Below are 13,780 nucleotides of genomic sequence, written 5' to 3' on the forward strand. Positions count from 1 at the left end.
ATGAATAATAATCTTGCTTTCTATAAACATAAACTTAAATATATTTTTTCTATTTCTTTGAATACTGAGATGATATTTATTCTTTCTTTTATGAAAAAAATATTTTTAACAATATCAATTTTTTTTACATTGCGCTATTTCTAAGTTCAGTTTCTCTTAATTCCTTTGTACTTCTTATCTTCATAAATTTATTCAACCTTTTTCTTATAAATCTAAATTTTGTTCTTCTTATAAGTAAAGTTTCTACTGAAAATTGTGCTTCTTCCCTTAATTCTCAACTTCTCAATGTTTCACAGATTCGTATGATTTTTCCTTTATCTACTGGTTTCATTAGAAATTTTTTCTTTAATAATCTAAAATTATTTTAAAATCTTTCTGATACTACTTACTTATTCTATTAAATATTCTTTAAAAAAAAACTGATATATAATTTTAGAGTTATCACTAATATTCATATTTTTTCTAGAGATATATTTTGTAATCCTCATATTTATACTACTATTCTCTTGAAAGGTTCAATATTAAAGGTAATTGGAAATTTCTTAATTTTTATCTTTGGAGACCTCTTAGAAAATCTTGGCAAAAATGTTCTCTTGATATTATTTTTTCTTTCGTTAAATCTAATAATTTTATTACTCTTAAAAATAAAATTTCTATCACTTACAGAAAATATCTTAATAGATTTTATGTTAATTCTAATAATATTTAAAATATCTTAGTCTATATCTTGCAAAAACAATTATCGCTAAATATAGAATTACTTTTTTGATTCTAAAAACATTACATTTTGGTATCAAAAACCAGATAATATTTTATTACTCTTCCTTTAAAAGATTTCTTTGGACGTTTAATTTCTCATATTACTCCTAAACACTTTAAAATGATTAGAAAATATGATATTTATTCTAAAAATAATAAAACCAAAAAAATTAAAATTCTTAGATTTAATTTCTTTAGAAAAAACTTTTTTAAGTAGAAAGGATATATAAAAATTTCAAACAGAATCTACTCTCTTATTATAAGTATTGAACTTCTATGATTTTAATAGGATTTTATACTCCTAAATATGGTTTTCACTATGTTTTTCCTTTATCATTTAGTGCTTAATAACTTTCATAAATATAACCCTAACTTATGTTTTTTATAATTTAAAAATCTCTATATTTTATGTTATACTACATTTTTTTTTATAAATTTTATCTTTCTTTTTATGCTCTTTTTAATAAATTTTTTGATTAAAAAATATAATTTCTTAAATAATAAAAAAGCACGATTTACATCGTGCTTTTCTATCATTTTTACATTATAAACTTTCTGCAAAAGCTTGTAATGAAGTTCTAGCTTGTCCAAAGTCGACCATTTGTTGATCAAATCCAAATTTAATATGAGGTAATCCAGCTTCATTAAGAGCTTTTCTTAATGATGGATATTCCATTTCTTCTGGGTCACAGAATTGCATCATTACAACTACAACTCCATCAGCTCCAGCTTCTTTTGCTTCTCTTGCCACATATTTTGGACGTTCTTCAATTAATGGATCATAAAGAATTGTATCATTATCTTGATTAGCAAATTGCACCGCTAATGCCCTAATTGGATCTTCTATATCCATTGGAACATCTGTTCTAATTGCTCTTGATTCTTGAGCTACATCATCAGCAACTATTGCTATTTTATATTCATCAAATAATCCTAATAATGTAGGGTTATCCATAATAATTCCTGATGTTAAAACTTTTACTCCATTCCATTTAACTTCTGGTAATTTTGCTAGTTCAGCATTTAATTCCTTTAACATTGCTGTATGTTCATCTTTTAACATAAAGAAAGCACTTTTTAATACAGCAGATCTATTTACTGCAGATACAGCTTCTGGATGTTTTCCAGCTAATTTTACAAATTCTCTTCTTACTGCTCTACTTTCATTATAAACTTTAAATGCTTCATACATTTTATCATTTTCTATTTTATGACCTGCTATTTCTTCTAATTGTCCTTTTAATCTTCCAAACTCATTCATTGTATATTTGATTCCATATTCTGGTTTTCTATTTTGTGGATGAGCTAAAAACATAAATGGTAATTGAGGAATAGCTACTTTAAAGTTTTGAGTTAATGGACGTAAAGTATCACACATAGATGATAAAATTACTCCTGATAACCCATCTAATTTTCCTTCTAAAGCCATTTCTAAACTCATTTGCGCTATTGTACAATAGAAAGAAGCAAAATATTCTTTGGCTCTACTAATAGTTCCATGTGTCCCCCAAACACCAAATGGTACCATTCCAGCAGCATATACTATTTCTTCAGGAACATAATAAGGAAAACATCCTATTATTTTTTTACCTTCAGTTTTATATTTAGCCATTTGTTTTTCTGGATGATATGCTACCTCTTTAAAACTATTTAATAATTCCTCAATTCTAGTCATTATTTGTCTCCTCCCTCTTTAGCTAATCTTTTAGCTTTATTTGCTTCCATTACTTCAAATAATCCTTCTACACGAGTTCTGTATTGTTCATCAGAGAAGTTTCTAGGGTCTGCTTGGTCCCCATCAAATCCTGCAACAGCAACTCCTAAATCTTTACGGAATCTTCTTTCCATTTCAGGCATATATCCACTCCATGGTTTACAACTTCTGTTATAGTGAACTAATATTCCATCAACATGATTTTCCTTACATAGAGTTTCTCTCCATTCAACACCTTTTTCTAAGCAAACTGAGTTTGGTGCAACACAATAAGCTCTCATTAATTCATCCATATTGTTATACACAAATCCAAATGCTGGTGCATAAACAACTGCTGTAGTATTTATTCCTTTTTCTTTTAATGGAGCAAATAATTTTTGTAATTGAGGCCAACATGGAATTCCTTCAAACATAATTCTATAGTTTTCGTCATATTTCCATGTTGATTTTCCAGTTTTTACATTTTCTTCTAATTCTGCTGCTAAAGCTTCAAAAGCTTCTGCTGTAGATTTTTTAGCACGTGCAGTTACTATATCTGCCATATGGTTAAATAAGTCAAATCCTGCAAATGGAGCTGGTTTATATTGTAAATAAGAACATACTTTTAACCATGCTTTTGCTGAACGATTTGCATTTTCACAAGCTTCTTCAAATTTCTTCATATCCATTTTACGACCAGCTATTTTTTCAAGTTTTTCAATAGCTTCATCAAATTGTCCTCTTAAATAATCTACTTGTGCTTGACTTACTTCTCTAGTATTACTGTATGGAACATCAATCATAATTAATGGAATATTATGCATTCTTGCTAAGTTTTCATACCATTTAGTCATACAGTTACAAATATTATTACAACACAATACAAAATCTGGTTGAGGCATTGGTTTTTCTTCTGCTTCATATCCTGCTGCATAAGCTAAATTTATTCTTGCATAAGCACAAATATCATTATCAAATCCCATAGCTTCTGCATGTTCACACATTCTTTCTCCACCATGTTTTGCTCCGATTGCTGCTGCTTGGTTTTCTGGATAAACTAATTTTAATCCTAAAGCTTCACATATTTCTGATGGGAATTTAGAAGATGACCACCCTACAGGTTCTCCTTTTTTCTTAGCTTCCCATGCTGCTTGATATACTTCTCTTTCTACTAGTTCTCTAAGTACAACCTTAGCTGGTTTTTTTTCTTCTACTGGCTTATTTACTTCGCTCATTCTATTCACTCCTTTGTATTTTTTGATATGCAAATAATGCTGCTCCGATTGCTCCTGTATATTGAGTTAATGGAGATGTTTTTACTTCTTTACCTAATTCTTCAGACATAGCTTTTACTACACCACCATTTAAAGCAACACCACCTGTCATAACCAAATCGTCTTCTAACCCTACTCTTTTTGCTAATCCTCCAACTCTTCCTGCTACAGAACGATGAATTCCTCTTATTATATCTCTTTTATCTGTTCCTTTAGCTAATTGTGATATAACTTCTGACTCAGCAAATACTGTACAAGTTGAGCTTATACTTACATCTTTTGTTGATTCTGCAGATAAAGTTTGTAAGTCACTAACTTTAACTTCTAGAACTTTTGCCATTACATCTAAAAATCTTCCTGTTCCAGCAGCACACTTATCATTCATTACAAAATTTATTAATATTCCATTGGGACCAACTTTTAAAACTTTAGCATCTTGTCCCCCAATATCAATTACTGTTCTTACATTTGGAAACAGATAATTAGCACCTTTAGCATGACAGCTCAATTCACTCATTTGATAGTCTGCCCATTCTAAAAGAGAATTACGCCCATATCCTGTAGCTAAAACACAATCAATGTCTTCTCTTTTTAAACCAACTTTTTTAGTTACTTCTTCGATAACTCTTCCTGGTCCACTTGTACCTGCTCCTACATTAATAACGGCTTTACTGATTATTTCTTTTCCATCTTTAAGTATTACACTTTTTGATGCAGTAGAACCTATATCAATTCCCATTGTGTACATTAACTTCCTCCGTTTCCTTTTTTAAAACTTATATTTTTTATTAAAACAATACAACAGTATTTCATCTAATAAAGATGAAATACTGTTAAATATTAATTTAATTTTTTATTTTTTTGTATAGTTATCAAAATCACGTGTAGCTCTTGGTAATAACATTTGATGGAATGCACAAATAGCTTTTGGATTTTGATATGCTGCTTCAACAAAAGCTTCAATATATGGACGAATCATTGTCATATCTACTATTTCATCAACCATTCCTGCTACTGCACAAGCTTTTGGTCTTGATTCTGCTGTAAATTTATCTATTAAAGCATTCATCTTATCTATTGTAGGTTGTAAATCTTTACCAGCTTTTTTATCTTTAGCTAATTTTCTTGAATACATAGCTATAGAAGCTGTTTCTCCATTCATTACATACATTTCTGTAGCTGCAGTTCCTACTGTAAATACGTTAGTATTGTTTCCTTGTGGCCCTCCTAATACATAGTGAGCTGCTGCACTTCCTTTTCTTAATGTAACTTCAAATTGAGGTACATTAGAATTTTCAATCGAATAAATTAAAGATTGTCCTAATCCTAATAATTCAGCTTTTTCAGCATCATCACCTACATCTATTCCAGATGTATCTTGAATCCATACAATTGGTAATTTATCTCTTCCACAAAGAGTCACAAATTCATTCATTTTTATTAATCCTTGACGATATAATTTTCCTCCAATTCCTATTGAATTTTCTTTATACTCAGGATATTTCATTAATAAACCTTGAACGTTAGCAACAACACCTACTAATAATCCATTAACTTTAGCCATACCTGTTACTATTTCTGGTCCAAATCCTTTTTTGTATTCAGTAAATTCTGAATTATCAAATAGACGAGCTATAACTTCATATATATCGTAAGTTTTCTTTTGATTTATAGGAACTATTGAATATAAATCCTCTGCTGAATATTTAGGAGCTTTTGGAGTATCTACTCTAAAGAACTCTAAATCATATGTAGGTAACATATCTATATATTTTTTTATTCCTTCTATTACTCCTAATTCTTCTTGGTAAACTTCTCTCATAAATCCAGTTTCATTAAAATGAATTGATACTGAACCTGGTGGATTTTGTTTTCCTGCTTTTGTAGTAGCTTCAGCTATTTGTTCAGCTGATTCCATATCAATAAATCCTTTTGGATTCATCCCTCCTACAATCCCTGCTCCTCCTACTGCCATATTTGCATTTCTATGTGCAATAATTACAGTTGGACTTATACTATGATATCCTCCACCAGCTGGATTTGTTCCATAAATTCCTACTATTACAGGAATTCCTAATTGTTGTAATTCAGCATTTCTAAAGAATGGAGTTCCTCCACCTCTTCTATTAGGATAAACTTTATTTTGTTCATCAAATTTAACACCACTACAATTTAATACATACACTAAAGGAATTCTTAAAGTTTTTGCTGTATCAGATGCTCTTAATAAGTTATCAGCTTGTCCAGCAACCCATGCTCCTGCTAATTTTTTATTGTCTGATGCTACTATTACAGCCCATTTTCCATTTATTCTTCCTAATCCTTTAACTATTCCTGTTGAACCATTAGCATTTCCTTCAGGATTATAAATAGTATTTAAAGGGCACCAAGTTCCTTTATCTACTAAAGCAGCTATTCTTTGTAAAGCTGTCATTTGTCCTGATTCATTTAAAGATTCGTCAGTACGTCCTTCAGACTGAACAGTTTTTATTGTTTCATGTATATCAAGTTCTATAGCTTTTAAAGCTTCAGTATTTTCAGAATTTGCTGTTGCTAAAGGCTTTCCAACTGTTGGCATATTTTGAAAATATCTTGGCATTGAATAATTATTCATTTATTTCCTCCTAAATTTATAACATTATATTTTTAAAGAAATTATTTTTCTTCTACTGGAACTTTAATGAATGCTTGTCCTGGATCTATTTCTTCTCTTATCATTTTTATTACTTCAGGTGATGGAGCTTCTAATGGAACTGCTCTAGATACATCAATATCAAATCCTGTATTTTCTTTTACATCTTCTGGAGAAGAAGTTGGATAATATCCTGCAAGATACATACGTTTAGTTTCTTCATCAAATTTTAATATTCCTCTATCTGTAACAACCATTATAGGTCCTCTATTTCCTGGTAATCCTACTTTTTCACGTCCACCAGGTCCATCCATCCATCCTGGAGAAGTTATATAGTCAACTTTATCTATAAATCTTCTTTTTTCATGTTGCATCATTATTATAGTATTAGCATATGTTGCTATTCCATTAGCTCCTCCTGAACCAGTGAATCTAGTTTTTGGATGATTATAATCTCCTATTGAAGTTGAGTTAACATTTCCATATGGATCTATTTGAGCTCCTCCAATAAATGCAACTAATCTGCTTTCATCATGTAACCATTCATTTGCTTCAAATCCTATGAAACGAATATTAGGCCATTGTACTGAACAGTGAGCCATAAATCTATTATCTCCAACACTTCTTGGTACTTCTATTGGATTACAATCCATAAGTCCGCTTTCAACTATAATATTGCATTCAGGTGCAAATACTTTTTTAGCGACAGAAGCTCCAATTAATGGAAGTCCAGTTCCAACTATAACTATTTGTCCATTTTTTATTTGTTTTGCAATTGTTACCGCTTGCATTTCTTTATTTGTATAATTAGTATAATCTGCCATTTATTTTACCTCCTCAGCTTTTTTAGCATATCCTAGTCCAGGAACTATATTTAAGTTTATTAAACGAGTTGCTCCTAATTTATTTAAATAAGCTTCGTGAGTAGGTACATCATATACCCATTCTTTTAAGAATGCTTCAAAATCTTCTTGTGTTTTACTTGCTACATCATACATTTTTAAGAAAGCATTATCATAATCATAGAATCCGTAACATTGAGATGGATGTGCACCATATGGAGCATGAACAACTGCATCAACACAGAATCCAGCTATTGAATTTTTAGTAGGATCTAAACGAATTTCTTCATTACTTACTACTTGTTCACAAGTAACAATACAACGTTTAGCTGCTATAGCTATATCAACATCATGGAATTCATCTCCTATTATAGAACAAGTTCCATCTGGAGAAGCTTTTTGTACATGTATTATTGCTAAATCTATTTCAGGAACAGGTACTGCTACTACCTTTTCTCCTGGTTTAAATGGATTTTCAACATAAACAAACTTATCATTAGGTAATTTATCTATTGTCTCCCTTACTTCTTTTGAAATTCCCCATTTATTTACTAAATCAGTTCCCATCATCAAACGAACTGGTAAATATGGTAATCCTAATGAAGCTGCATGTAACATTAGCATTATAACATCTTGAGAATAGTCTTCCATATTTAATTTTCCTTGCTCATACCATGCTCTAAAACGTCTAGAAACATTTGTTACTCCTGAGTTAGCTGTATAACAGTTAATATAAGCCTTTACTCTTCCAGCCCCTATTAACATATCCCAATCTCCACCTGCAGGTCCTGATTCTCCTACAAAATCTGTAAATCCTTGTCTTAAAATTTCATAAACTAATGCATATGGTTTTCTATTTGTTGTAAATCCCCCTATAACCATATGATCTCCATTTTTGACATATTTTGCTACTGCGTCTTTTAAAGACATTATTTTACTTTCCACGTCAAAAACCTCCTTAAAGTTTTATTTTATAGTATTTTTTATAAAATTATTTACCAAAAACCATCATAAAGAATCCAGCAGCAACTGCTGAACCAATAACTCCTGCAACGTTTGGTCCCATTGCATGCATTAATAAGAAGTTTGTTGGATTAGCTTTAGCTCCTTCAACTTGTGCTACTCTAGCTGCCATTGGTACTGCTGATACTCCAGCTGATCCAATAAGTGGATTTATCTTTCCTCCAGTTATTATACATAAAACTTTTCCTAATAAAACTCCACCAACAGTTGAAAAACAGAAAGCCATAAGTCCCATACCTATAATAGCTAATGTTTGAGTACGTAAGAATATAGTTCCATTTGCTGTTGCTCCAACTGATAAACCTAATAATAAAGTTACTAAGTTACATAGTGCATTTTGTGCTGTATCAGATAAACGTGCAACAACTCCTGATTCTTTTAATAAATTACCATACATTAACATACCAATTAATGGTGCTGTTGATGGTAATAACAAAGCACAGAATAATGTAACAAAAACTGGGAAAACCACTTTTTCTACTTTTGTTACTTTTCTTAATTGTCCCATTTTTATTTTTCTTTCTTTTTCACTTGTCAAAGCTCTCATTATTGGTGGTTGAATCATTGGAATTAACGCCATATATGAATATGCAGCCACTGCTATTGGTGCTACTAATTCTGGTGCTAAATTATTAGCTATATAAATAGCTGTTGGTCCATCAGCCCCTCCAATTATTCCTATTGCTGCTGCCTCTCCTACTGTAAATAGTCCAGTTGCATTAGCTAACATAAATGCTATATAAATTCCAAATTGTGCTGCTGCTCCAAGTAATAAACTAATTGGATTAGCAATTAATGGTCCAAAATCTGTCATGGCCCCAACACATGTAAAAATTAAACATGGAAATAAACTACTTTTTACTCCACTATATATAATTCTTAATACTCCTGAAGAGTACCATGGCTCAGCTTCTTTCATAAGACCTGCTAATGGTAAATTTGCTAAAAACATTCCAAAAGCTATTGGTAAAAGTAATAATGGCTCATATTTTTTTACAATAGCCATATATATTAATACAAATGAAATTAAAATCATAACAAGTTCTTGCCATGTAGCTCCAACAAATCCTGATTCTAACATAATTCCTTTAAAAACTTCTATAAAATTCATTTACAACTCCTCCTTATTTTAATGTAATTAGAGTTGCATCTGTATCTACTGCGTCACCTTTTTTTACTAAGATAGTATCTACTACCCCGTCAGTAGCTGCTACAACTTCTGTTTCCATTTTCATTGCTTCCATTATTATTACTATTTGACCAGCTTTTACAGGTGTTCCTGAAGTTACTTTTACATCTAAAATTGTTCCTGGTAATGGTGCTACTACTGTTGATGCTCCTCCTGAAACTGGTGCTGCAGGTGCTGCTACAGGTTGTGGTGCTGGTGTATTGTTTACTGGTTGTGGTGCTGCTACAGGTTGTGGTGCTACTGGAGCCTGAACTTCTACTTTAACAGGTGCAGCTGCAATAGCTGGAGCTGCTATTTCCTCACGTGTCATTGGTCTATAATCTTCTACTCTCTCTAATTCTATTTCATATCTTTTTCCATTTACATTGGCAATATACTTCATTGTTTTAAAAACCATCCTTTCATAATCTTTTCATAATCTCTTATTTTTCTTAATATTTTATTTTTTAGAATTAAATCTTAACTAAATTATTATTTAATTTCTTTTATAGACTTAATTCTATATTCTCCTCTTTTAGAACGTAATTCCTCTGAAATAGCTGATATTATTACAGCACAATGTTCTTCATCAACATTTTCTTCAACAGGTTTTACTACTTTAGGAGTTGCTTTATTTTCTCCTAATCCTAGAGAATTAAAAATTTTAGAGAAAATTACAATAGCTATAGCTAATATTGCTAACGCTGTAAAAACAACAGATAAACCTAACGCAGAAACTATTACAGATTCAAATATCCCCATAGTATTTCCAGTAAACATCTCTTACACCTCCCTTATTTTATTTTATATTCCATATTATGGAATGCATTTCATTTTTACAAAATAATTATAATACATTTTGTTTTTTCCGTCAATATATTTTATTATTTTATTTTGACTTTTTTTCAGATAATTTTGTACTTTTTCTTTTCATATAGTTTTTTTATAGTTTCTTAAAAATATCCCATTTTATTAGAAACTTCTTGTGCTGCTAATTTTATTATTTTTTTTAAAAATTCTACTCTCTCCTCTGAAAAAGTTTTAGGTTTTGCTACTACAACTCCTAAAGAAGCAATTACCTGTCCTGAACTATTCCTTATAGGAGCTCCTATTCCAAAAGTTCCTTTTGCATAATCTCCTGATGATGTAGATATTCCTTCTAATCTTATTTTTTTTAATTTTTCTCTTAACTCTAATGGAGTTACTTTTAAATTACTTTTTCCTTTATCTAATACTTCTCTTATATATTTATCAATAAAGTCATCACTTTGAAAAGCTAATATAGCTTTTCTTATAGCTCCATAATGAAGATATAATTCATCTCCGAATTCCTCTACTAGTTTAAGAGTTCTTTTTCCATCTATTCTTTCTAAAACTATTCCTTTATGTTCAACTGGAATAATCAAAAATGTATCTTCTCCCGTTTCCGTAGCAATTCTTTTTAAAACTTCATGTGCTATATTTTGCAGATGTAAATGTTTGGATGCTGATGTTCCTAAGGGAATTAAAGCCGGTCCTAATCTATATTCATGTGATTTTTCATCTTTTACCACATATAATGCCATACATAAAGTTTTTAATATTCTATGAATAGTACTTGGAGGTATATTTAATTCACTTGAAAGTTGAGCTATTGAACAAGTATCTTCACTTTTTTTTAATAATTCTAATAATTCTATTGCTTTTAATAAACTTTGTACCATTTACATTTTTTTAATATATTTTTAGTATATTAATCCTCCTTAAAAATATTTTATAGTATATATAAATTATCCCTTATTTTTAAATTTTAGTCAACTATTTTTTCTTTTTATTCTAATATTCTCTTGTTTTGGAATATATATTTTTTGAAATAATATATATTATATATATTAATATTTTATTTTTATTAAATTTATGAATTTTTATTTTATTTTTTTATATGATACTATTTATTATATATAATTTTATTTTAATTTTATACTGTTCTAACTATTTTAGAACTATTAGTACTAATTAAATTCCTAAAAATATATTCTAAAAAAAGAATATATTTATAATAAATATTATATTACAGGGGGTATTATTTATGACTTTTACTTTTAATATGGCTGAAACTTTAGCTATAGCTATTTTAGTATTACTAGTTGGTAGTGCTATCAAAAAGAAATTTCCTATCTTAGAAAGATTCTTTATTCCTGGACCAGTTGTTGGTGGTGTTGTCTTTTCTATAATTCTTTTAATAGGACATATTACTGGTTCATTTTCTTTTGCTTTCGATGGTATTTTAAAAGATTTCTTAATGGTTGCTTTCTACTCAACAGTTGGATATTTAGCAAGTTTTGAATTATTAAAAAAAGGTGGAGTTGGAGTTGTTTTATTCTTGTTATCAGCTGTTATTCTAGTAGTTATTCAAGATTCATTAGGAGTTTTCTTAGCTAAAATCTTTGGTTTACATCCTTATATAGGACTTGCTGCTGGTTCTATTCCTTTAACTGGAGGACATGGTACTGCTGGAGCTTTTGGTCCATTATTAGAAGAAGCTGGTGCTGGTGGGGCTTTCTCTGTTGCAATTGCTTCTGCTACATATGGATTAGTAGCTGGATGTTTAATAGGAGGTCCTATAGCTAAAAAACTTATGGAAAAACATAATTTAATTGCTAAGAAAGATCAAACTCCTCACCAAACTAAAAGAGAAATAGATAATGAAGTTTTTGAAGGAGACATAGATACTTATGAAGAAAAAGTAAGCGAAACTACTATTTTCCAAGCTGTTGTTTTTATAGGATTAGCTATGGGATGTGGAGCATGGATTCCTCCTTTTGTTAAAGAACATTTAGGATTCGCTATCCCTGTTTATTTAGGACCTATGGTTGTTGCTGCTTTACTTAGAAATGTTATGGATATGGCTAAAAAGAAATTACCTTTAAATGAAATTTCTATGTTAGGAAATATAGCATTATCTGTATTTCTTTCTATGGCTTTAATGTCTATGAAACTTTGGGAACTTGCTGCTTTAGCATTACCTTTAATTGCTATGCTTTTAATTCAAACTTTCATAATGGGAATATTTGCTTATTTTATTACATTTAATATTATGGGAAGAGATTATGATGCCGCTGTTATAGCTTGTGGACATTGTGGATTTGGTTTAGGAGCTACTCCTAATGCAATGGCTAATATGGAAGCATTTACTAAAGCAAATGGTCCATCTGTTAAAGCTTTCTTTGTTATTCCTTTAGTTGGGTCTTTATTTATTGATTTCTTCAATGCAGTTATTATAACTTTCTTTATGAATATGTTTAAATAAAATAAATATAGAAATAATAAAAAAAAGCACGATTTTTATCGTGCTTTTTTAGTATATAATATTATACTCATAAATAATAATTTTATTCCTCCTCATAATCATAACCTTAAATATATTTTTTCTAAATATTTCTTTAAATACTGGGATAATATTTCTTCTTTCTTTCATGATACACATAAATAATATATTCTTAACAATATCAACTCTTTTTTTCTATAAGTTCGGTTTCTCTCAGTTCCTTTGTACTTCTTTCCTTCATAAATTTATTCAATCTTTTTCTTGTAAATCTAAATTTTATCTTTCTTATAGAAGTTTATGCTGAAATAGGCTTCTTCTCTTGATTTTAAACTTCTTAATGTTTCTTATATTCATATGATTTTTTTCTTACTAATTTTATTAAAAATTTTTTCCTAACTAATCAATAATTATTTAAAAATCTTTCTGATACTACTTTCTTTTTCATTTTCATTAAATATCCTTTTAATAAAATCGATATATAATTTTATATTTCTAAAAAATTAGAAATGTATGAATAGATACTTGCTTATGTTATGTAAAATGTTATTATTGCTAAAGATTATAGTTCATTTGTAGATGTTGGTTTATTAAATAGACTTTCTTTACTTTCTCCAACTGCTTTTGGAGAGGGAAATAGACTTTTTACAGAATTTAAAGGAGCTTTAACAGAAAACTATATACTTCAAAGTTTAATACCTCAATTTGAAGTTTCTCCTAGATATTGGTCTGATAATGTCTATGAAATAGATTTTATTATTCAAAATGAAAATGATATTCTCCCTATTGAAGTCAAAATAGAAAAAAATACTAAAGGTAAAAGTCTTTTAAAATTTAAAGAAAAATATTCAGATGATGTAAAATTAAGAGTTAGATTTTCTTTTGATAATTTAACTCTTGATGATGATTTATTAAACATACCTTTATTTATGGCAGACTACAGTAAAAAATTTATTGATATAGCTTTAAAAAAATTAAATAAATAATCATAAATGTGAAGATTTATATTTTTATAGTATATAAAATCTTCACATTTTTATTTTATAATCTAATTTTCAATAATTTTTATTTTTTCATTTTTATTC

Annotated in this window: 12 protein-coding genes and 1 pseudogene; 3 read left to right on the forward strand and 10 right to left on the reverse strand. The window is 29.1% G+C overall.

What is annotated here, in order from left to right:
* The first annotated feature begins 814 nt into the window (after positions 1 to 814).
* Entirely contained in the window at positions 815 to 976 is a 162-nt protein-coding gene (locus tag T364_RS11390; protein WP_147386032.1) for a transposase, read from the forward strand.
* 327 nt (positions 977 to 1,303) lie between these two features.
* On the opposite strand, the gene T364_RS0109625 is transcribed toward T364_RS11390, so the two are convergent.
* The 10 genes from T364_RS0109625 to T364_RS0109670 all read right to left on the reverse strand — a co-directional run bounded on the left by T364_RS0109625 (position 1,304) and on the right by T364_RS0109670 (position 11,094).
* Complete coding sequence (locus T364_RS0109625; protein ID WP_027129410.1) at positions 1,304 to 2,434, reverse strand: 2-hydroxyacyl-CoA dehydratase subunit D; 1,131 nt, start codon at positions 2,432 to 2,434, stop codon at positions 1,304 to 1,306.
* Complete coding sequence (locus T364_RS0109630) at positions 2,434 to 3,687, reverse strand: 2-hydroxyacyl-CoA dehydratase subunit D (protein ID WP_027129411.1); 1,254 nt, start codon at positions 3,685 to 3,687, stop codon at positions 2,434 to 2,436. The genes T364_RS0109625 and T364_RS0109630 overlap by 1 nt, the downstream gene beginning before the upstream one ends.
* A 1-nt stretch (position 3,688) precedes the next feature.
* Positions 3,689 to 4,474, reverse strand: coding sequence for a (R)-2-hydroxyglutaryl-CoA dehydratase activase HgdC (hgdC, locus tag T364_RS0109635; protein WP_027129412.1), 786 nt, complete (start codon positions 4,472 to 4,474; stop codon positions 3,689 to 3,691).
* Between the two features lie 105 nt (positions 4,475 to 4,579).
* Positions 4,580 to 6,340, reverse strand: a complete 1,761-nt coding sequence (locus T364_RS0109640; RefSeq protein ID WP_027129413.1) for an acyl-CoA carboxylase subunit beta — start codon at positions 6,338 to 6,340, stop codon at positions 4,580 to 4,582.
* Between the two features lie 41 nt (positions 6,341 to 6,381).
* The gene (gene gctB, locus T364_RS0109645; protein ID WP_027129414.1) at positions 6,382 to 7,182 is read right to left on the reverse strand and encodes a glutaconate CoA-transferase subunit B; all 801 of its coding nucleotides are present in this window, start codon (positions 7,180 to 7,182) and stop codon (positions 6,382 to 6,384) included.
* Positions 7,183 to 8,130, reverse strand: a complete 948-nt coding sequence (gene gctA / locus T364_RS0109650; RefSeq protein WP_027129415.1) for a glutaconate CoA-transferase subunit A — start codon at positions 8,128 to 8,130, stop codon at positions 7,183 to 7,185.
* A 61-nt stretch (positions 8,131 to 8,191) separates the two neighbouring features.
* Positions 8,192 to 9,334 carry a sodium ion-translocating decarboxylase subunit beta gene (locus tag T364_RS0109655; RefSeq protein WP_027129416.1) on the reverse strand — a complete coding sequence of 381 codons (1,143 nt, stop codon included), beginning with the start codon at positions 9,332 to 9,334 and terminating at the stop codon, positions 8,192 to 8,194.
* Positions 9,335 to 9,347: 13 nt separating this feature from the next.
* On the reverse strand, positions 9,348 to 9,794 hold the full coding sequence (locus T364_RS0109660; protein ID WP_027129417.1) for a biotin/lipoyl-containing protein: 447 nt from the start codon (positions 9,792 to 9,794) through the stop codon (positions 9,348 to 9,350).
* An 89-nt stretch (positions 9,795 to 9,883) separates the two neighbouring features.
* Positions 9,884 to 10,171, reverse strand: a complete 288-nt coding sequence (locus tag T364_RS0109665) for an OadG family protein (RefSeq protein WP_027129418.1) — start codon at positions 10,169 to 10,171, stop codon at positions 9,884 to 9,886.
* 173 nt (positions 10,172 to 10,344) lie between these two features.
* Positions 10,345 to 11,094, reverse strand: a complete 750-nt coding sequence (locus tag T364_RS0109670) for an IclR family transcriptional regulator (RefSeq protein WP_027129419.1) — start codon at positions 11,092 to 11,094, stop codon at positions 10,345 to 10,347.
* A gap of 365 nt (positions 11,095 to 11,459) precedes the next feature.
* Here T364_RS0109670 and gltS point away from each other — a divergent pair, with 365 nt between their 5' ends.
* Both gltS and T364_RS11085 read left to right on the forward strand, forming a co-directional pair.
* Complete coding sequence (gene gltS, locus T364_RS0109675; RefSeq protein ID WP_027129420.1) at positions 11,460 to 12,680, forward strand: sodium/glutamate symporter; 1,221 nt, start codon at positions 11,460 to 11,462, stop codon at positions 12,678 to 12,680.
* A gap of 590 nt (positions 12,681 to 13,270) precedes the next feature.
* Positions 13,271 to 13,681 (forward strand): annotated as a pseudogene (locus tag T364_RS11085) (DUF4143 domain-containing protein); the annotation flags it as partial.
* Between the last annotated feature and the right edge of the window lie 99 nt (positions 13,682 to 13,780).

It is taken from the genome of Fusobacterium perfoetens ATCC 29250 (genome assembly GCF_000622245.1).
Taxonomy (GTDB): Bacteria; Fusobacteriota; Fusobacteriia; order Fusobacteriales; family Fusobacteriaceae; genus Fusobacterium_B; species Fusobacterium_B perfoetens.

Coding starts and splice junctions, on each gene's coding strand:
- T364_RS0109660 (WP_027129417.1), bottom strand. CDS start 9,794: ATGAAGTATATTGCCAATGTAAATGGAAAAAGATATGAAATAGAATTA.
- gltS (WP_027129420.1), top strand. CDS start 11,460: ATGACTTTTACTTTTAATATGGCTGAAACTTTAGCTATAGCTATTTTA.
- hgdC (WP_027129412.1), bottom strand. CDS start 4,474: ATGTACACAATGGGAATTGATATAGGTTCTACTGCATCAAAAAGTGTA.
- T364_RS0109630 (WP_027129411.1), bottom strand. CDS start 3,687: ATGAGCGAAGTAAATAAGCCAGTAGAAGAAAAAAAACCAGCTAAGGTT.
- T364_RS0109640 (WP_027129413.1), bottom strand. CDS start 6,340: ATGAATAATTATTCAATGCCAAGATATTTTCAAAATATGCCAACAGTT.
- T364_RS0109670 (WP_027129419.1), bottom strand. CDS start 11,094: ATGGTACAAAGTTTATTAAAAGCAATAGAATTATTAGAATTATTAAAA.
- T364_RS0109655 (WP_027129416.1), bottom strand. CDS start 9,334: ATGAATTTTATAGAAGTTTTTAAAGGAATTATGTTAGAATCAGGATTT.
- gctA (WP_027129415.1), bottom strand. CDS start 8,130: ATGTCTTTAAAAGACGCAGTAGCAAAATATGTCAAAAATGGAGATCAT.
- T364_RS0109665 (WP_027129418.1), bottom strand. CDS start 10,171: ATGTTTACTGGAAATACTATGGGGATATTTGAATCTGTAATAGTTTCT.
- T364_RS0109625 (WP_027129410.1), bottom strand. CDS start 2,434: ATGACTAGAATTGAGGAATTATTAAATAGTTTTAAAGAGGTAGCATAT.
- gctB (WP_027129414.1), bottom strand. CDS start 7,182: ATGGCAGATTATACTAATTATACAAATAAAGAAATGCAAGCGGTAACA.